Genomic DNA, 16,085 nt, shown 5'->3' on the forward strand with positions numbered 1-16,085 from the left:
TCAGGCCGCCTGCTCGAACAGCGACAGCGCCGAACAGGCTCCACATTTGGCGCAACCGGCCGACATCGCCTCGGAGCGCAGATCTCCTTGGTGCAGCAGCTCGGCAACCCCCTTGTAGACGTCGACCATGAAGGCTGTGTCCGGTGCCGGATGGTGCTCCAAGGGTGTGCCGGAGATCGGCACAAACGGAACCACAAACGGGTAGACCCCCAGTTCGATCAGGCGGCGGCTGCAGTCGAGCAGTGCCTCCCGGCTGTCGCCCAGGCCGGCTAGCAGATAGGTGGACACCTCTCCCCGCCCGAACACGGCGACAGCATCGGCGAAGGCCGCGTAGTAACGCTCGAGGCTGAGCTCCGATTTGCCCGGAAGGATGCGACGCCGCACCTCCGGCTCCACCACCTCGAGGTGCATGCCGAGGCTGTCGATTCCCGCAGCCTTCATCCGCTCGTACCAGATCGGATCATCGGGGGGTTCGCACTGCCCCTGGATCGGCAGATCGACCCGACGCTTCACCGCCGCGGCCGTCTCGGCCATCAGCCGGGCGCCGCGGTCATCGCTGTTGGGGGTGCCGGTGGTCATCACCAGCTGCTTCACACCATCCAGGCACACCGCAGCTTCCGCAACCTCGGCCACCTGCTCCGGGGTCTTGCGGATCACCGTGGCGCCGTCCTCAAGGGTCTGCTCGATGGCGCAGAACTGGCAGGACTGGGAGCGATCTCGGAAGCGGATGCAGGTCTGCAACAGCGTGGTGGCCAGCACATCTCGGCTGTGCAGCAAGGCGATGGAGCGGTAGGGGATCCCCTCCGCCGTTCTCAGGCCATAGAAGGCCGGTTCATCGGTGGTGGTCACCACCGGCAGGGCGTCCTGCTGAGGACCGGTCAGGGTCAAGCCGTCACCACGTGCCGCCAGGCTGTACGCCGATGAGCCGGAGACGTCGTTGTAAACGGGCACCATCACCGTGGTGCCATCCACATTCAGGGCCCTGTGGTCAGAGGGTCCAGCCCCGCCGCGACGGCCCCGGTTTCCCTCCAGTGGTTCGGCCCGAACCCCCTTCACCTGCAGTTCGGTCACCAGGCGTCCGAGCTCAGACATGGTTGATCTCCTCGATCACATGGGACATCCCGGCGGCCAATGACCTTTCGGCCATCGACGTTTCGGATGGAACCGGATCGCTCGCCATCTCCTGCATCGCTACGGCCGCGTTGCGATTGATCCGCAGCGACAACAGTTCCGGACGGCTGTAATGGCCGACGCTGTCCATCATTCGCTTGCGCTTGGTGATCAGGGCCAGATCGAGTTCGGCGATGGCCAGGCCTTCACCGTCGGGCAAGGGACCCGCCAGGTAGCGGCCCTCAGGACTGATCACAGCGGTGTGACAGCCCCCTTGAAACGCCTTGTGCAACGACGCATCTGGCGTGATCGCCGCATGGTCATCCGGATCCAGCCATCCGGTGGAGCAGATCACGAAACAGCCGGCCTCCAGGGCGTGATGCCGCATGGTGACGGCGGTCTGCTCGCTGAAGATCGGCCCGACCAGCGACCCGGGGAACTGGGCGCAGTGGATCTCCTCGCCCTGGACCATCAACGCGTAGCGCGCCAGGGGGTTGTAGTGCTCCCAGCAGGCCAACGCCCCGACCCGACCAAGCGGGGTGGACACCACCGACAGGCCGGAACCGTCCCCCTGCCCCCACACCATCCGCTCGTGATAAGTGGGAGTGATCTTGCGGCGCTTGAGAGCGATCTCGCCGCAACTATTTAACAGCAACTGGGTGTTGTAGAGCGTGCCACCGTCCCGTTCGTTCACCCCCAGCAACACCTGCATGCCGTGCTGCCGTGCGGCCGCTGCCACCGCATCCGTGACCGGTCCGGGCACCACCACAGCCTGGTCATAGAGCGCCAGGTGGGAGCGCCCCATGCGAACCGGGGGCTCAACAAATGAGAAGTAGGGGTAATAGGGCAGGAACGTCTCCGGAAAGACGATCAGCTCAACGCCTTCGGCCGCCGCTTCGGCCATCGCGTCGAGCACCTTCTGAAGAGATCCATCCAGGCTGAACAGCACGGGACGGATCTGGGCAGCGGCAACTTTGACAGTGGTCACCATGAAATAGGTACGACGACGACTCAGAGCGTCCAGGTGTCGAGGATGAAGGCCCCTTCCTTGCGATGCATCAGCACGATGTCGAGCACATCAAGGGGATTCACCGGGGTGATGCCCGGCATCAGCGCCTTCTCGCTGTGTCCGTAAAGCGCCTGCAGAGCGAAGCGACAGGCGTACACCTTTCCCCCCTGATCCATGAACTTCTGTAGCCGTGCGTTGAAGTTCAGGTGACCATCAAAGGCGGCATCACCGAGCTTGGGGAATCCACGCATCACACCGAGGGTGACGCCAGGGCCATAGAGCAGAACAGAGGTTTCAAACCCTTTGGTAATCAGACGGCTGGCCTGCAAAAGATTAACCAGGCCAATAGAACCTTCGAAAGCAACGGTGTGAAACGTGACCAAGGCCTTTTCACCCGGCTCAGCCTTCACATCGGGAAAGACTTTTTCCTCGTAGTCAACAAGATAATCCCCCGGCTGGTTGGCGGGACGATCGACGACAGGCATGTGAAGAAACCATAAGCACCCTAAGATTGGCTCCGGTCGGCCCACAAAAAATGTACGAAATACGACCAAATTCGAGACTGAATCAAACTGGCTGACAGCGGGAGCGCAATCAAATTCGGTGGCCTTCGCTACAACACAAGTGTTAATTTCAAGAAAAATAGAAATCTTGAGTCTTGTGTTGATTGATGCTGAATAGCGCGCATGATGGCGCCCGATTCAAGGCCGATCATGCGGTTGTGGTGATCGGAGCCGGTCAGGCCGGACTTTCGGTGGCCTACCAGTTGCAACAAAGGGGCATCCGTCCTGTGGTGCTGGAAAAGCACCGCATCGGATACGCCTGGGATCAGCAACGCTGGGATTCTTTCTGCCTGGTCACCCCCAACTGGCAATGCCGCTTGCCGGACTTCCCCTACGACGGCAACCAGCCCGAGGGGTTCATGCCCAAGGCAGAGATCGTGGCGTACCTGCAACGCTTCGCGCGGCACGTGGGTGGAGATGTGCGCGAGGGGGTCGCCGTTCAACGGCTAACCCCGAAAGGCAGTGGTTATCGGCTAAGCACCAGCGAAGGCGAGATGGAGGCCGAACATGTGGTGGTGGCCACCGGCGGGTATCACGCCCCCCGGCGCCATCCCCTGGCCGAACGGCTGCCGGCCTCCGTGCTCCAACTCGATGCCCGTGCTTACCGCAACCCGGCGGCTCTACCGGAAGGCCCCGTATTGGTGGTGGGCAACGGCCAGTCCGGCAGCCAGATCGCGGAGGACCTGCACCTGTCCGGCCGCACCGTGCACCTCAGTGTGGGCAGCGCCCCTCGATCCCCACGGGTGTACCGCGGCCGGGATGTGGTCGATTGGCTGGACCGGATGGGCTACTACGACATGCCGATCAGCGACCATGCCGACCCCCGCAGCGTCCGCGCCAAAACCAACCACTTCCTCACCGGTCGCGATGGTGGCCGTGAGATCGATCTGCGCCAGCGCGCCACCGAGGGCATGCGTCTGCATGGCCGTCTCGCAACCATCGCCACTGACCACATCGGCTTTGCCGATGATCTCGCCGGCAACCTCGATCAGGCCGATGCGGTTTATTGCCGCATCCGCAGCAGCATCGACAGCTGGATCCAGCAGCAGGGCATCGAGGCCCCCCTCGAGCCCCCCTATTCACCCTGCTGGCAACCATCAGCGATGGCCGACCCCGGCATCGATCTCAGCCGGGATCCACTCGCTGCGGTGATCTGGTGCACCGGGTACCGCAGCGACTTCAGCTGGATCGATGCTCCGGTGTTCGATGGTGCCGGTCTGCCGGCCCATGAGCGTGGGGTCACCCAGAGCGCGGGGCTCTACTTCCTTGGCCTGCCCTGGCTGCACACCTGGGGATCCGGTCGCTTCTGCGGCGTCAGCGACGATGCCGACTACCTCGCGAGGCTGATCAGTCTGCGGCTGCAACGCCGCGATGCCAGCCAGGAGCGGCTGGAGTGCACCGCGATCCTGGGCTCCTGAACTGCTCTCAACGCATGGAGTTGTGCAGGGCGGTGCGGAGCCAGGAGGCCATCTGTGTGTTGAGAGTGTCGACATCAGCCACCGGTTCAGCACTGAAGGGCTTCAGTGGTATGTAGCCATCAGGGCCGAATTCAGGTGTAATAGTGGCCGGCGCCTTTTCCTGATCAAACGATTCCAGAAAGAATTGCCAACAAGAGCGATGAGCCTCCAATGCTTCGGTCCACTCCGGCGCAAAGGGATGGCTGACTGAGGGGCCCTGGGCATGACCGACCCGTGCATGGATGTGGTCGACCCGCCCTGCCATGGCCTGCACCGGTAGGAGATCAGGCGTCATCAACCGCTCGGCAACACAACACCAATGGCTCAGGTCTGCCGTGAGCCGCATCCGTGGATGTCGCTCCAGCCACACCGGCATCTGCCAGGGGTTAGCCAGGCTCCGGCTGCGATGGGTCTCCAGCATCACGGCGCAGGGCACGGTATCGATGCGGTCGAGAACAGCCCTGAAAAAACGATGTTGAACGTCCTCAGACCAGCTGTCACTGCCAATGATCAGATTGATCTTGAGCGGTTCCATGGCCATCGCACGACTCAGCAACGCCTCAAGTTGTTCGAGATGCTGTTCAGGACCATCGGCCAGATTTGGGGTGTAGCCGCCCCCAGTAGTGATCTCGAGGATCAGCGCCTGCCTTCTCTTACCGAGGAGCTGCCGAACCTCCGCTGCATCAATCCGCTCCAGACACGAATGAACCACATTGCATTCGAGACCATCAAATCCGTGAGTTGAAGCACGGCTGGAAGCTGACTCGAGAGAACCATTCCAGCCCCAGAGAGATTGCAGCAAAAGCACCACGTCAGTGCTCGTCTGTGAACAAGTGCGGCTGGATACCGAGGTAAATGGCCTCGCGGAACAGGACTCGTTTCGCCTTGGCATCCCCGCGCTGGTGAGCCTCGCGGAACCGTCTCTGAAGGGAGGAGATCATCGTCCTCCGTCTGGCATCAGAGCGGTCTGTGCTGTCCAAGGTGGGGGCACCGATCTACCGCAATTATGCGGAGCAAGCAGGCGCCCAGTCGATCAAGGCTCCGGCTGATTCTCCTTCCAACGTTCGAACAACACCGCAACCGCCAGGGAAATGGCGACGGCGATGCCGGCACCAATGAACACCACCCCGAATTCCACCGGCATCAGCCCACTGCCATCACCACCCCATCATTGTTGAAGGGGTCAATTCACCAGCTGCTGGTAGGCCTCATTCACCCGACGAAACGCCTCGGCTGATCCGCCCATGTCTGGGTGGTGTTGCTTTACCAATCGGCGATGGGCTCGCTTGATCGCCTCGGCCGTCGCCCCCGGCTCCAGGCCGAGCACAGCCAGAGCATCAGCCCGGAAATCGCCGCTTGGGCGACGAGGGCCACGCAAGCGCTGGCGTAACTCCGCCACCACGCGGCGGGGATCTTCATCCAGCCATTCACTGGCTCTAACTCCATAGAGAGCAAAGGCCGCCAGCACCACCGTGTCCTGGAGGGTTGCCGGGTTTGCGACCGCTGCCAGCAGATCGCTCCCGAGACCATCCACCAGCCGGTTCAACCGCTGCTGCAGGTTGAGATTCGCAGGGAACCCCCGCCGGTTGAGCCGCTCGATCAACGCCTCCAGGCCTGCCTGATCGAACTCGCTCCAACCGGGTTGCTTGGCCAGTTCATCCCCCCAACGCTGCACCTGCACCCGTCGGATCAGGTTCATCGTGGGTTCAGGCCGAGGGCGCTGCTGACGACGCAGTCGTTCCAGCTCCCGTTGCATGCGCTGGAGCTCTCGCCGCAGGGCATCGTTCTCCGCCAGCAACGCCTCGACGTTGCTGGTCACCCGCTGATCACGACTGCTGGTCGAGACCCCTGACGGTGGTGAGCCGGTCCATTGCCGGGGATCAAAACCCACTGCAGCCCCCAGGTCGACTTACCATGGCAACACCTGACCATTGGCATGCCAGAAACTGCCGCTGGTCTCCGGGGTCAGCACATCAATGCGGGCCAGGAGACCCTGCACGGCGTCCGAGGGATCAACTCCACTGGGGTTGAAGCGGATCATCCCGGTGCGCACCAGTCCCGGATGCAGGATCGCCACGGCGATCCCCCGGGGCTTCAAATCGATCGCCAACGATTTACCGGCAATGTTCAGGGCCACCTTCGACATCCGATAGCCGTAGGAGCCCCCAGAGCTGTTGTCGTCAATCGACCCCATGCGACTGGTCATCAGTGCCAGCTTGCTGCCATGCGGCATCTGCGGCACCAGGGCCCGTGCCAACAGCAAGGGAGCTAAGGCATTCACGTCGAACTGGCGGCGAATGGCCTCCGCATCAAGATCCTCCAGCCCCATCGAGTGAAGGATGCCGGCGTTGAGAATCACGCCATCGAGCGGGCAACCGTCAAGACGCCGCACCAGCTCATCGATGGATGACTGCTCACTCAGCTCGATGCCGGCCTCGAGCTGCACCCCCAGCGACTCCAGCTCAGGGCTGAGCTGTCGGCACACGGCAATCACCGCATCCCCACGGGCCTGGAGCTGCTGGCAGTAGGCCAGTCCGATGCCGCGGTTGGCTCCTGTCACCAGATAGGTCGCCATCAGTTCCTCGCCGTTGTCGCCCATCCTGAGGCCAAAGCGTCGTTCGGCCTCAACGATTCAAGCGTGTCTAGCCTGAAGATGGAATCCGGATCGAGGCCCAGGCGAGACATCTCATCGGCCACATCGCAGAGCTCGAATCGCGGTTAGCTCACCCGCAGCACTGGACCGAGGGCGAAAACACCAACAACACTGAAAAGCTGAGGCAACTGCGTTTCGAGCTGCGTCGCCGTCAGTCGTTGGGTGAGCAGGATCCACTGGAAGAGGACGTCTCTCCATCCACACTCAGTAATAACGACCGGGATATTCCCCAGGGTGATCAACCCGCGTGACGCGGACACCGGCCTCGTGCTGACCATCCAGCATCAGCAGATCACTGCCGGACACGGTGTAACCCAGCTCCTGGGCCAGCATGGCCACCTCATCAGCGGTGATGGCCGCTTGCACCTTCACCTGAAGAAGCGGATCCCGGCTCAGGTGCTGCAGAAACTGTTGCACCGCAGTCGATGGCATGGCGGCAGCCAAGAGGAGATCAACTGTCCCATGGAGCTGAACAAGTCAGCGGCAGGGGCGGGGCTTCAAAAGTCGGGGGGCAGAGCGACGACGGGAACGACGCTGGGGGCCATACAACGCTGGCCATGCCTCCGAGCGTTGCCCGCATTGGAGACAGATGGAGCGTCGTGGGACTGGTGAATCCTTGGAATGCCCCAGGTTGAGCTGATGGCAGTTCCGACAGATCAAAACGAACTCAGGCATCACCATTCCCTCGGAACTCATTTATTTCAACAGAGTGATTTCGATCTGCAAATCAGCCCCGGACGGACACCCCCCTGACGCCGAAGATCACTAACAGCCACGTTCCATCGATGGACAGCATCAGCCGCATCTGCGCCACCTCAAAAGGGTCAACCATCGATGCCATCGGCCACGGTCGTTATCGGGTCTGCAATCGCAACGCCATCTGCTCCGAGGTGGAAGGTCTCTGGCAGGCCTACGAAGCACTGCGCCTGCAGGAACAGCAGTTGACCTGAGAAAAAAGGACATCGTGCTGTGAAGCGATCCCGAAGAGATCTGCACGGATCGGGATCAAATCTGCCACGGGCACGAGCGTGGAGCTTCCGGCACGAATGCCATGTTCATCATCGAGGGTCTCACCGACAACGGCTGGAGTTTTGAAGCACGCCACGACAGTCGCGACAATGCGTTCTGGCATGCGCGTGCCAAAAGTGATGCCACAGGCCGCACGTTTCGCCTGATCAGCCAGGACCAGCAGATGGTCTGCCTGTTGACATCAAAAGGCTCCGATTGCTGGGGAATGGAATCGGAGTTGGTCGCCTGAGCCAATCAACTCCGGGTAAGTAACAACACCTACAGCCCGGACAGGTTCACTCAGTAACACTGTGAACACCCCGGTGAGGGGTATGCGTCGATTGACGGGAGGGCCTGGGAAACCCTCCTTTTTTGTGACTGAAATCAGCGCTATGGATTGAACGCAATCAGGCGCCTCGGCCCGATGATCGACCTCCCCCCCATCTGCGGCCGTGAATCTGAGCTGATGCAACTGATGCAGCAGCAACCACCGATCTGGAGGCACCACAGCAATCTCGATCTCAGCCGCATCCGCTCCGGCTTCGCCTGCGCGCTGCACATGCATCAACCCACGGTGCCTGCCGGAGCGAAAGATGCCCTGATCTCCCATCTGCAATACATGGTTGAGCATCCGGGAGAAGGCGATAACCACAACGCCGAACCGTTTGCTCAGTGCTACCGCCGCATGGCGGATCTGATCCCGGATCTGATCCGCCGAGGCTGCAACCCGCGGATCATGCTCGATTACTCGGGGAACCTGCTCTGGGGTGTCGGGCAGATGGGCCGTGAGGACATCACCGGAGCCCTGCGATACCTCGCCTGCGATTCAGAGATGCAGCGACATGTGGAGTGGCTTGGCACGTTCTGGAGCCATGCCGTTGCTCCATCCACACCGATTCCTGATCTGAAGCTGCAGATTATGGCCTGGCAACACCAGTTCGCAGCGATGTTCGGTGATGCCGCTCTGCAACGCGTCAGGGGATTTTCTCCACCGGAGATGCATCTCCCCAACCATCCGGACACGCTGTTTCAGTTCATCCTTGCCCTGAAGCAATGCGGCTACCGCTGGCTGCTGGTGCAGGAGCACAGCGTCGAAACCCTGGACGGAACTCCGCTGGCACAGGAGCAGAAACACCTCCCAAACCGCCTGATGGCCCGCAACAGTTGCGGGGAAACCATCAGCATCACGGCGCTGATCAAGACCCAGGGTTCGGACACCAAACTCGTCGGCCAGATGCAACCCTGCTACGAAGCGATGGGGTTGCGACCCACGACGTTGGCGGGGCGAGAAATACCACCGGTGGTCAGCCAGATCGCCGATGGCGAAAACGGTGGCGTGATGATGAACGAGTTTCCAGCTGCCTACTGCCAGGCCAACGAACGGATCCGTGACGACAGCAATGGAACCGTGGCGATCAACGGCTCGGAATACCTGGAGCTGCTTGAGGCCGCAGGCATCTCCGAAGACGAATGTCCTGCCATTCAGGCGGTTCAGCAACAGCGGCTGTGGAATGCCGTCGGCGCAACCCTCAACCGCCAGACCGTGGAGGAGGCGATCGATCGGCTGGCAACAGCCGGTGATGGTTTCTCGATGGAAGGAGCCTCATGGACCAGCAACCTCAGCTGGGTGGCTGGGTACGAGAACGTGCTGGAGCCGATGAACGAGCTGAGTGCGCGCTTCCATCAGCGATTCGACGCCGCGGTGAACAGCGAGCTCAGCCTGACGGGCACATCCAGCTATCGGGACGCTCTCCTGCACCTCCTGCTGTTGGAGACCAGCTGCTTTCGCTACTGGGGACAGGGCACCTGGACCGACTACGCCAGAACGCTGTATCGACGGGGGGACGCTTTGTTGCAGCAGATGCCAATCAATGGCCCGGACACAGCAGACGCCCTTGGATGAGACGCCCAGAACCACTCACCCATGGCCTACGAACCGGGCACAGCCGAATGCCGTGTGCTGATCCGCAGCAAGGAACAGATCGAAACCTTGCTGTTGGAGCTCAGCAAACTGGACGGCACGGATGAGCTGCTGCAGCAACTCCGGCAGGTGCACAGCCAACTCGAAGCTCTGCACGATCTGAGAAGAGCCTCCTGACCAATCCTGAGAAGGAACGTTCACATCCCGTTACAAGCGTGTAGATTGCTGCAAAAGAGGTTGACCTATGGGCGACTACTCGACCGCAATCGTCGCCACTCTCGTGGTGACTGTCGTCTTGACGGGTGCCGTTGTGTTCGCCTTGATGCAGCCTTCTGATCTACCTGTCAGCAAGCGCGAGAAGGAGTGATTCCATGGAATTGATCAGTGAATTGATGATTGCTGCCGCGGATATCACCGTTGCGTTGATTGTTGCCATTTCTCTACCAAACGGAAAAGCCACGGAGGTCTGACAGATCAGATCATTCGGTGTAATTGATACTGTCCCAGGCATTTGGAATCTGTAGCTTCTGCTCAATTCCTTCGAGTCGAGAGCATGTCAAACGAACAGGGGGGAGCATGTATGCAAATGGATGTCCATGCACTGCGTTTGCTTCACCGGGTTGTTTCTGAGGCTTACGCGAACTGGCCTGGCGGATGCCCTGAGGAACAACAGTGCCTGCAAACCATGAAAATGCAGCTGTACGCCGCATTGATGGATCATTTACTCGAGCAGTGAACGCGACCTTTCAGTTTGTTTACTCAGATCAGTCTGCACCAGATCCTTGAGCAAAAGAGTTAATCCCACTCCCATCAAGGCAAGAGCAGTTCCCTTGTCCTTGTCTGCAGTCAATGACACCGACCGAGCCAGTTCCAGATGCTGAGACCAAGAAAAGTGCATCGGACATCTGAACCGGATGTTGACATTCAAGAAGATCACTCTGCCATCAACGGGAGAGTGATGCCATCAGGCAACGCTCTGTAATGAAACAAATGTCACTTCACGCACACACATCACCTGCGATGTTCGTTTTGTTACGCCATTGAGGATTGAGGCCAATACATTCCCTTCAATCGCCTGAGTTTTGATGGATCCCATTGCCCTCACCCTCGGTCAAAAGTTTGAGCTGGAGAAGAGAACGCGCGACATCACTGCCATCACAGATGTTCAGCAGTTGCAAGCTCTGACCAAAGACCTCCTGCTGGCCTGGCAACAGGAAATTGCCCGATCCAGAGCCGCGGTGGAGGATGCCCTCGGCTGAGACCGGCTCTTCACTCAGCGCCGCTGACCGGGGCTCCAGCGGCGTTCCAGCGATGCACGAAAGGCTTCCGTATCCCCTCTCATTCCCCCGGGACGTCGGCGCCAGCCACGGGTGATCCGCCAGAACTTCCACAGGGAGCCGACGGCCACGACACCCCAGGCCAGGAGAAACCATGACGGACTAGGCATTCAAGGGCGTCTCACTAGGTCCATGCTATTGAATTCAACTGAGGTGCTGATCACATTGAATCGTCATGGATCCTGAGGTTCGCCAGTTCGTGATCGCTCAGCTGTTGGTGATCGTGGTTCCTGTTGGTTTGTTATTTGCGCTTTGGGTCTCCCTGTTGAACAAGAACGTTCAACGTTGAGTGCGCCCGTCGACGACGGCCACAACATGATTCCAGCTTGGATTCACGATCCTGTAGGTGCGCAGGGTGGCCATGGATTTGGTGCGGGCATTCACAAAAGCCTTGAACTCTGTTTTGAAGCACATCTCCTTGATCCACTCCCCTTCAGCGTCCTGACGTTCAATGCAATACATGGCAAGTCAATAGCACTGTCATGCAAGGTCATCTGAATCAGCAACACACGAAATCAGCAGACGCTCTTTGGGATCATGCTGAAATCTCCACACTCCATCAGCTCCTCAACATCGATGACTCTGCTTGTGACGCTGTTTGCCCCCGTGCTGATGCTGTTTCACCTGGTTGGACCGGTGCCATCCGATCTCGGTGTGCACGACGGCGCGTTGAGCCCCTGCACCACTCCTGCCCACTGCGCGCGCCAGACCTGGCCTAGCAGCTCACCAGAACCGGACTTCAGCGCCCTGGTGGCCTACGTGACGGACATGCCTCGCACCGAGGTGATCGAGCAGACCAATCGCTACATCCACGCCGAAGCCAGCAGTGCCCTGTTCGGTTTTGTCGACGATCTCGAACTGCTCCTGGATTTGAACAACAGCAGTATCCAGGCACGCTCGGTGTCACGTCTCGGCGATTCCGACCTAGGAGTCAATGCCAACCGCCTGGGCGAACTGAAGGCACTGGTGAGCAACTGAGCCCACTCACACCTTGGCCTTGCGCAGATTGCCCAGGTCTTGGGCCAACTCACGCAAGCCGGTCACGAACCCGATACTGGCAACGCTCACGATCCCCACAATGATCACGGTCTCCAACAGAGCGTGGGGATCGTTGAGCAGGGCGGGCCAGGCGCTAGTGAGTGCTGTCATCTCGTCAGAATCTGCGTTCTCCTGTTGGTAGCAACACCTTCGTCTGAGGCCATGCACGACATCATCTGCCCGCACTGCAGCAAGGCGTTCAAGGTGGATGAGGCCGGCTATGCCGACATCCTCAAGCAGGTGCGTGACCGCGAGTTCGAGCAGCAACTGAGCAAACGACTGGCGCTGGCGGAGCAGGAGAAACGCAATGCCATCGACTTGGCTCTGGCCCGAAAGCAGACGGAATTACAGGAGCTGGAGGCGCAGCTGCGGGCTCGGGATGTGAAGCAGGAACTGGCGGTGAAGGAGGCCGTGAGCACCGCCGAGAAGCAACGGGATCTACTGGCCAGCGAATTGCAGCAGATGAGGGACAACAGTGAGACCGCTGCCCGCATGGCGGAGACGCGTTTTGCCAAGGAGATCCAGACGCTCACGTTGCAGAAAGACGGAGAAGTCCGCGATCTGAGAGCGCAGCTGGAGGCCAGCGGCATGCAGACCAAACTGGCGGTGACCGAAGCTCTCAGTGGTGTTGAAAAAGAGCGCGACGAGCTCCGCAACAGCTTGAGCCAAAGCGATCTCAAGCATCAACTGGACACCCAGTCGATGAAAGAGCGCTATGAGCTGCAGATTCACGATCGAGATCAGGCGATTGAACGCCTGCGGGACATGAAGGCACGGCTCTCCACAAAAATGGTGGGAGAGACATTGGAACAGCACTGCGAAACGGAGTTCAACCGCATCCGGGCTGCAGCTTTTCCCAGGGCTTACTTCGAGAAGGACAACGATGCACGCAGTGGAAGCAAGGGGGATTACATCTTCCGAGACAGCGACGAAGCCGACAACGAAATCATCTCGATCATGTTTGAGATGAAGAATGAGGCCGACACCACCGCCACCAAAAAGAGGAACGAGGACTTCCTCAAGGAACTCGACAAGGACCGACGCGAGAAAGGCTGTGAATACGCCGTGCTCGTGTCCCTGCTTGAAGCAGACAGTGAGCTTTACAACTCAGGGATTGTTGATGTCTCCCACCGCTTCGCCAAGACCTATGTGATCCGGCCCCAGTTCTTCATTCCGTTCATCACGCTGTTGCGCAACGCTGCCTTGAAATCATTGGAGGTGAAAGCCGAACTGGCCCTGGTGAAGGCTCAGAACATTGACGTGACCAATTTTGAAAACGACCTCGAGTCGTTCAAGACAGCCTTCTCCCGCAACTACGACCTAGCTTCCCGTCGCTTCCAGACGGCCATCGATGAAATCGACAAATCCATCGACCATCTGCAGAAAACCAAGGACGCACTCCTCGGCGCCGATCGCAACCTGCGCCTTGCCAACGACAAGGCACAGGATGTTTCCGTCAAAAGGCTGACGCGACGCAACCCGACGATGGCCCAGAAATTCGCCGAGTTGCAGGATCAGGATTCCACCTGAATCAGGCGAACTTGCGGGGATAAGGGGTGTTTCCGGACAGTTCTATGTTGATCTCACGGCAGATGTTCAACAAAGCGCCGGTCCCCATATCGGGGCCGTTGGGGCCATCGATGAATGCCTGGAATTCAACGTCGCTGATGCCTTCACGCACTTCCCAGATGCAGAAGGCAGGTCCTTCCAGACCAACGGGATTGAACGAATGGTTGTAGAAGCCAGCTTCTAGATTGCGGGTCACGGCGTCGTCCCAGCCACCACCGGGGGCCAGGGCCTTTTGAACGGTCTCAAACCATTGCTGTGCTGTTCCGGCACGGAATTCGTGCTGAACGTGGAAAAAGCGGGATGCCATTGTTTATGACGAGATAGGAATGAATGAGAGAGCGGTGGATCAACCGGCGATGTTGACGCCTTCCTTGGTGACAATCTCCACCACCTTGGCCATGTCGTTCAGATCCTTTTCGTTGGCCTTCAGGCTCTTAAACACGGATTCGACACCGCCAGGCTGACCCACCATCACGTAGCGGCAGAAGTCGCCATTCGGCGTAGGGGCGTGAACAACACCAGCTTTGACCTGATAGCAACCACCTTGTCCCACAACGGTGGTCTCCCCATTGATATTGAGGTTGAGCTCCCCTTCCAGCACGAGATAGGTTTCATCCCAGGCGTGGGTGTGAGGTGGCTGCCCCACCCCACCGGGTGTGGCGAATTCGGCCACGCTGTACTTGCCGTCGGTCTGCTCGGTGGTGAGGCGAAGGGTGATGGAGTCACCCAGCACGTTGCAGACCTCAGGTTTTTGGTTAAACATGCCGAGCATGTCGATCGTTCAGATGCAAAATGCTTCTAATGGATTGGCTCGTTCAGCGCTGTGCTGCGCCGAACACAAGCAACACCATCACAATGCCTTCGTCACCCAGAAACAGAATCGGTGAGGTCTACGGACAGCTCACGGTGGTTCGGGCGTCTGAGCGACGAACAAAGGCTGGCAATGCCTATTGGTGGTGCCAGTGCATCTGCGGGAAGGAACGGGAGGTGCCTGGAGACAAACTTTCCCTGAACATCGCCCGTCGCAAGCCGATCGTTGATGCCTGTGAAACCTGCGCCCGTGAACGCCAGGTGGAAGGTGTCTGTATCAAGAACGATCAGGAAGAGAAGATCCGCCGTGTCCAGGCAAAGCGTGAACGGAAACAGCTCAAAGGGCTTGTTCCGGATCGATGGTTGTTGCTGCCCCTCACCGACGCCCATGCCAGAGAATTGGGCCAGACCTTGTTTTTCCGCGGCACGCACTGCCTGCGGGGCCATCTGGCGCCCTATCGGATCAACGGGGGTTGTCAGGCTTGCTCGGGTCAGACCCCGTCGGCGGGAGATTTGCCACTAACCAGGCCCACAGCGTCATGACCGACGCCCCAAAGGCCATCAATGCGAGGAGCTTGGACTCCATCAGAGGAAGTCGAAATCGTCTTCTGAATCACCCGCAAATGCGTTCATCACCAATGCAGAAAAAGGAATGAAAACGGCTGCAATCACAAGAATTTCCATCAAGAGAGTCAGTCTTTAATGACCGTAGTTCACACTACGTTACAAACAGTCGCCGACGACACCGTCGATCGGAGCTGCGTCGAAATACCTAACTTTTAAGCCATGTCTTCAGCGACGTAGGCATTAAGCCTCGTTGTCAGCACATGCAGACAATCCACACTTGAAGAACCGACGTCTGTGGAGTCATGCAACTGCTCAAAGCCGCATCCACCGCCATCCATGGGTTGCTGCCCTCGAGGCAGATCCGTACGACGGAGGAGTGCCGCCAGCGCAACGACCGACAAAGCTATTTCAGCCTCACCAGACAACTGGTGAGTGCGCAGTTTGTTCTGGCGGACGGACAGTTGGCAGCACGGCTTTGGCAGGAGATCGCCGACCGAGAGATGGATCTCGGACGCGTCATCAATCTCTTGTATGGCTGCAGCTTTCCCGAGGACGACCAGGCGATGCAGGACGCCGACGACGCGTACCTGAGCCTGGTGGATCCCCTTGATCCGTGAGGCAGTGCCTCAAAGCTCAAACACCGTTCCCAGCACCAATGCTGGATGGGTTGTGGTGGAGGCCCGTCGGCGTTCTAGTTGAACAGCCATGGTCAGATGAGCCATGAAACGGACCGCTGACAGAACAGCGAGCCCTATGCAGAGGGGGCAGTGCGTGATTCCCATGACGTGAGGCTCCCAGCCTGCTGAGCAATTGGCATGGATCCGTGCGATTTCTTGATCAAATCAACGGATCAACCACCAGAGCAGAGTCGTCATCAGCGCCCCTTTGGCGAAAGACAGCCACATCAGCCCGTACAGGCCCATCCCGGTGCGCCGCATCAGGCCGTTGATCAACGTCTTGTGCCACCGAATCAGGACCGGGTCGCCATCGGTACTGAATTGCGCAACCCGCTTCAATGAAAGCTCGGCAAGCATTGTCATGAC

General features: G+C 59.3%; 25 protein-coding genes. 12 read left to right on the forward strand and 13 right to left on the reverse strand.

Going from position 1 to position 16,085, the window contains the following annotated elements; translation table 11 throughout:
• Genes SynA1524_RS07135 through SynA1524_RS07145 form a run of 3 tightly spaced genes read right to left on the reverse strand, consistent with a single transcriptional unit; the run spans position 1 to position 2,604 of the window.
• Positions 1 to 1,092 (reverse strand): MSMEG_0568 family radical SAM protein, encoded by a 1,092-nt coding sequence (locus SynA1524_RS07135; RefSeq protein WP_186496337.1) that lies wholly within the window; start codon positions 1,090 to 1,092, stop codon positions 1 to 3.
• On the reverse strand, positions 1,085 to 2,101 hold the full coding sequence (locus SynA1524_RS07140; protein ID WP_186496339.1) for a Nit6803 family nitrilase: 1,017 nt from the start codon (positions 2,099 to 2,101) through the stop codon (positions 1,085 to 1,087). The genes SynA1524_RS07135 and SynA1524_RS07140 overlap by 8 nt, the downstream gene beginning before the upstream one ends.
• Before the next feature lie 20 nt (positions 2,102 to 2,121).
• Positions 2,122 to 2,604, reverse strand: a complete 483-nt coding sequence (locus SynA1524_RS07145; RefSeq protein ID WP_011128290.1) for an MSMEG_0572/Sll0783 family nitrogen starvation response protein — start codon at positions 2,602 to 2,604, stop codon at positions 2,122 to 2,124.
• A gap of 185 nt (positions 2,605 to 2,789) precedes the next feature.
• Here SynA1524_RS07145 and SynA1524_RS07150 point away from each other — a divergent pair, with 185 nt between their 5' ends.
• Entirely contained in the window at positions 2,790 to 4,100 is a 1,311-nt protein-coding gene (locus SynA1524_RS07150; protein ID WP_186496341.1) for an MSMEG_0569 family flavin-dependent oxidoreductase, read from the forward strand.
• A gap of 7 nt (positions 4,101 to 4,107) precedes the next feature.
• Here the strand turns inward: SynA1524_RS07150 and SynA1524_RS07155 are convergent, their stop codons facing one another.
• The 4 genes from SynA1524_RS07155 to SynA1524_RS07170 form a co-directional block, all read right to left on the reverse strand.
• Positions 4,108 to 4,851 carry an IolE/MocC family protein gene (locus SynA1524_RS07155; RefSeq protein ID WP_286188518.1) on the reverse strand — a complete coding sequence of 248 codons (744 nt, stop codon included), beginning with the start codon at positions 4,849 to 4,851 and terminating at the stop codon, positions 4,108 to 4,110.
• 471 nt (positions 4,852 to 5,322) lie between these two features.
• A complete protein-coding gene (locus SynA1524_RS07160) occupies positions 5,323 to 6,030 on the reverse strand; it encodes a J domain-containing protein (protein ID WP_186496346.1) in 708 nt (235 codons plus the stop codon).
• A gap of 18 nt (positions 6,031 to 6,048) precedes the next feature.
• Entirely contained in the window at positions 6,049 to 6,714 is a 666-nt protein-coding gene (locus tag SynA1524_RS07165; protein WP_186496348.1) for an SDR family oxidoreductase, read from the reverse strand.
• A gap of 282 nt (positions 6,715 to 6,996) precedes the next feature.
• On the reverse strand, positions 6,997 to 7,224 hold the full coding sequence (locus SynA1524_RS07170; protein WP_186496356.1) for a Nif11-like leader peptide family natural product precursor: 228 nt from the start codon (positions 7,222 to 7,224) through the stop codon (positions 6,997 to 6,999).
• 353 nt (positions 7,225 to 7,577) lie between these two features.
• Here SynA1524_RS07170 and SynA1524_RS07175 point away from each other — a divergent pair, with 353 nt between their 5' ends.
• From SynA1524_RS07175 to SynA1524_RS07200, 7 genes are all read left to right on the forward strand, one after another.
• Positions 7,578 to 7,742, forward strand: a complete 165-nt coding sequence (locus SynA1524_RS07175) for a hypothetical protein (RefSeq protein WP_186496358.1) — start codon at positions 7,578 to 7,580, stop codon at positions 7,740 to 7,742.
• Between the two features lie 101 nt (positions 7,743 to 7,843).
• The gene (locus SynA1524_RS07180) at positions 7,844 to 8,050 is read left to right on the forward strand and encodes a hypothetical protein (RefSeq protein WP_049692199.1); all 207 of its coding nucleotides are present in this window, start codon (positions 7,844 to 7,846) and stop codon (positions 8,048 to 8,050) included.
• Between the two features lie 174 nt (positions 8,051 to 8,224).
• On the forward strand, positions 8,225 to 9,703 hold the full coding sequence (locus SynA1524_RS07185; RefSeq protein ID WP_186496360.1) for a polysaccharide deacetylase family protein: 1,479 nt from the start codon (positions 8,225 to 8,227) through the stop codon (positions 9,701 to 9,703).
• A 21-nt stretch (positions 9,704 to 9,724) separates the two neighbouring features.
• Positions 9,725 to 9,898: a YbeD family protein gene (locus SynA1524_RS07190; RefSeq protein ID WP_186496362.1), complete on the forward strand. Its 174-nt coding sequence runs from the start codon at positions 9,725 to 9,727 to the stop codon at positions 9,896 to 9,898.
• 67 nt (positions 9,899 to 9,965) lie between these two features.
• Positions 9,966 to 10,088, forward strand: coding sequence for a hypothetical protein (locus tag SynA1524_RS13040; RefSeq protein ID WP_286188519.1), 123 nt, complete (start codon positions 9,966 to 9,968; stop codon positions 10,086 to 10,088).
• 186 nt (positions 10,089 to 10,274) lie between these two features.
• Positions 10,275 to 10,457, forward strand: coding sequence for a hypothetical protein (locus SynA1524_RS07195; protein WP_186496364.1), 183 nt, complete (start codon positions 10,275 to 10,277; stop codon positions 10,455 to 10,457).
• A 349-nt stretch (positions 10,458 to 10,806) separates the two neighbouring features.
• Complete coding sequence (locus tag SynA1524_RS07200; RefSeq protein ID WP_186496366.1) at positions 10,807 to 10,980, forward strand: hypothetical protein; 174 nt, start codon at positions 10,807 to 10,809, stop codon at positions 10,978 to 10,980.
• Between the two features lie 14 nt (positions 10,981 to 10,994).
• On the opposite strand, the gene SynA1524_RS07205 is transcribed toward SynA1524_RS07200, so the two are convergent.
• Positions 10,995 to 11,168 (reverse strand): hypothetical protein, encoded by a 174-nt coding sequence (locus SynA1524_RS07205; RefSeq protein ID WP_186496368.1) that lies wholly within the window; start codon positions 11,166 to 11,168, stop codon positions 10,995 to 10,997.
• Positions 11,169 to 11,337: 169 nt separating this feature from the next.
• Positions 11,338 to 11,520 carry a hypothetical protein gene (locus SynA1524_RS07210; RefSeq protein ID WP_042503599.1) on the reverse strand — a complete coding sequence of 61 codons (183 nt, stop codon included), beginning with the start codon at positions 11,518 to 11,520 and terminating at the stop codon, positions 11,338 to 11,340.
• Positions 11,521 to 11,634: 114 nt separating this feature from the next.
• Between SynA1524_RS07210 and SynA1524_RS07215 the strand changes: the two genes are divergently transcribed.
• Positions 11,635 to 12,036, forward strand: a complete 402-nt coding sequence (locus SynA1524_RS07215; RefSeq protein ID WP_286188520.1) for a DUF1499 domain-containing protein — start codon at positions 11,635 to 11,637, stop codon at positions 12,034 to 12,036.
• A 6-nt stretch (positions 12,037 to 12,042) separates the two neighbouring features.
• On the opposite strand, the gene SynA1524_RS07220 is transcribed toward SynA1524_RS07215, so the two are convergent.
• Complete coding sequence (locus SynA1524_RS07220) at positions 12,043 to 12,207, reverse strand: hypothetical protein (RefSeq protein WP_186496371.1); 165 nt, start codon at positions 12,205 to 12,207, stop codon at positions 12,043 to 12,045.
• A 51-nt stretch (positions 12,208 to 12,258) separates the two neighbouring features.
• On the opposite strand from SynA1524_RS07220, the gene SynA1524_RS07225 reads away from it, so the two are divergent.
• The gene (locus tag SynA1524_RS07225; RefSeq protein WP_186496373.1) at positions 12,259 to 13,626 is read left to right on the forward strand and encodes a DUF2130 domain-containing protein; all 1,368 of its coding nucleotides are present in this window, start codon (positions 12,259 to 12,261) and stop codon (positions 13,624 to 13,626) included.
• A 1-nt stretch (position 13,627) separates the two neighbouring features.
• Here SynA1524_RS07225 and SynA1524_RS07230 read toward each other — a convergent pair whose 3' ends face one another.
• Both SynA1524_RS07230 and SynA1524_RS07235 read right to left on the reverse strand, forming a co-directional pair.
• Positions 13,628 to 13,972: a hypothetical protein gene (locus SynA1524_RS07230; RefSeq protein WP_186496375.1), complete on the reverse strand. Its 345-nt coding sequence runs from the start codon at positions 13,970 to 13,972 to the stop codon at positions 13,628 to 13,630.
• A gap of 39 nt (positions 13,973 to 14,011) precedes the next feature.
• A complete protein-coding gene (locus SynA1524_RS07235) occupies positions 14,012 to 14,437 on the reverse strand; it encodes a cupin domain-containing protein (RefSeq protein WP_186496377.1) in 426 nt (141 codons plus the stop codon).
• Positions 14,438 to 14,520: 83 nt separating this feature from the next.
• On the opposite strand from SynA1524_RS07235, the gene SynA1524_RS07240 reads away from it, so the two are divergent.
• On the forward strand, positions 14,521 to 15,018 hold the full coding sequence (locus SynA1524_RS07240; protein ID WP_186499564.1) for an early protein (E6): 498 nt from the start codon (positions 14,521 to 14,523) through the stop codon (positions 15,016 to 15,018).
• Between the two features lie 326 nt (positions 15,019 to 15,344).
• Positions 15,345 to 15,659 carry a hypothetical protein gene (locus SynA1524_RS07245; protein WP_186496379.1) on the forward strand — a complete coding sequence of 105 codons (315 nt, stop codon included), beginning with the start codon at positions 15,345 to 15,347 and terminating at the stop codon, positions 15,657 to 15,659.
• A gap of 225 nt (positions 15,660 to 15,884) precedes the next feature.
• Here SynA1524_RS07245 and SynA1524_RS07255 read toward each other — a convergent pair whose 3' ends face one another.
• Positions 15,885 to 16,082 (reverse strand): hypothetical protein, encoded by a 198-nt coding sequence (locus tag SynA1524_RS07255; RefSeq protein ID WP_286188521.1) that lies wholly within the window; start codon positions 16,080 to 16,082, stop codon positions 15,885 to 15,887.
• Positions 16,083 to 16,085: the final 3 nt, after the last annotated feature.

Origin of the sequence: Synechococcus sp. A15-24 (genome assembly GCF_014280195.1) — a bacterium.
Classification (GTDB): domain Bacteria; phylum Cyanobacteriota; class Cyanobacteriia; order PCC-6307; family Cyanobiaceae; genus Parasynechococcus.

Excerpts from the sequence above, each read along its gene's own strand:
- SynA1524_RS07205 (WP_186496368.1), bottom strand. The coding sequence starts at position 11,168 with ATGCCTAGTCCGTCATGGTTTCTCCTGGCCTGGGGTGTCGTGGCCGTC.
- SynA1524_RS07135 (WP_186496337.1), bottom strand. The coding sequence starts at position 1,092 with ATGTCTGAGCTCGGACGCCTGGTGACCGAACTGCAGGTGAAGGGGGTT.
- SynA1524_RS07230 (WP_186496375.1), bottom strand. The coding sequence starts at position 13,972 with ATGGCATCCCGCTTTTTCCACGTTCAGCACGAATTCCGTGCCGGAACA.
- SynA1524_RS07190 (WP_186496362.1), top strand. The coding sequence starts at position 9,725 with ATGGCCTACGAACCGGGCACAGCCGAATGCCGTGTGCTGATCCGCAGC.
- SynA1524_RS07150 (WP_186496341.1), top strand. The coding sequence starts at position 2,790 with ATGCTGAATAGCGCGCATGATGGCGCCCGATTCAAGGCCGATCATGCG.
- SynA1524_RS07210 (WP_042503599.1), bottom strand. The coding sequence starts at position 11,520 with ATGTATTGCATTGAACGTCAGGACGCTGAAGGGGAGTGGATCAAGGAG.
- SynA1524_RS07195 (WP_186496364.1), top strand. The coding sequence starts at position 10,275 with ATGTCAAACGAACAGGGGGGAGCATGTATGCAAATGGATGTCCATGCA.
- SynA1524_RS07240 (WP_186499564.1), top strand. The coding sequence starts at position 14,521 with ATGCCTTCGTCACCCAGAAACAGAATCGGTGAGGTCTACGGACAGCTC.
- SynA1524_RS07145 (WP_011128290.1), bottom strand. The coding sequence starts at position 2,604 with ATGCCTGTCGTCGATCGTCCCGCCAACCAGCCGGGGGATTATCTTGTT.
- SynA1524_RS07185 (WP_186496360.1), top strand. The coding sequence starts at position 8,225 with ATGATCGACCTCCCCCCCATCTGCGGCCGTGAATCTGAGCTGATGCAA.
- SynA1524_RS07140 (WP_186496339.1), bottom strand. The coding sequence starts at position 2,101 with ATGGTGACCACTGTCAAAGTTGCCGCTGCCCAGATCCGTCCCGTGCTG.
- SynA1524_RS07215 (WP_286188520.1), top strand. The coding sequence starts at position 11,635 with ATGACTCTGCTTGTGACGCTGTTTGCCCCCGTGCTGATGCTGTTTCAC.
- SynA1524_RS07220 (WP_186496371.1), bottom strand. The coding sequence starts at position 12,207 with ATGACAGCACTCACTAGCGCCTGGCCCGCCCTGCTCAACGATCCCCAC.
- SynA1524_RS07255 (WP_286188521.1), bottom strand. The coding sequence starts at position 16,082 with ATGACAATGCTTGCCGAGCTTTCATTGAAGCGGGTTGCGCAATTCAGT.
- SynA1524_RS13040 (WP_286188519.1), top strand. The coding sequence starts at position 9,966 with ATGGGCGACTACTCGACCGCAATCGTCGCCACTCTCGTGGTGACTGTC.
- SynA1524_RS07180 (WP_049692199.1), top strand. The coding sequence starts at position 7,844 with ATGTTCATCATCGAGGGTCTCACCGACAACGGCTGGAGTTTTGAAGCA.
- SynA1524_RS07225 (WP_186496373.1), top strand. The coding sequence starts at position 12,259 with ATGCACGACATCATCTGCCCGCACTGCAGCAAGGCGTTCAAGGTGGAT.
- SynA1524_RS07165 (WP_186496348.1), bottom strand. The coding sequence starts at position 6,714 with ATGGCGACCTATCTGGTGACAGGAGCCAACCGCGGCATCGGACTGGCC.
- SynA1524_RS07200 (WP_186496366.1), top strand. The coding sequence starts at position 10,807 with ATGGATCCCATTGCCCTCACCCTCGGTCAAAAGTTTGAGCTGGAGAAG.
- SynA1524_RS07175 (WP_186496358.1), top strand. The coding sequence starts at position 7,578 with ATGGACAGCATCAGCCGCATCTGCGCCACCTCAAAAGGGTCAACCATC.
- SynA1524_RS07235 (WP_186496377.1), bottom strand. The coding sequence starts at position 14,437 with ATGCTCGGCATGTTTAACCAAAAACCTGAGGTCTGCAACGTGCTGGGT.
- SynA1524_RS07170 (WP_186496356.1), bottom strand. The coding sequence starts at position 7,224 with ATGCCATCGACTGCGGTGCAACAGTTTCTGCAGCACCTGAGCCGGGAT.
- SynA1524_RS07245 (WP_186496379.1), top strand. The coding sequence starts at position 15,345 with ATGCAACTGCTCAAAGCCGCATCCACCGCCATCCATGGGTTGCTGCCC.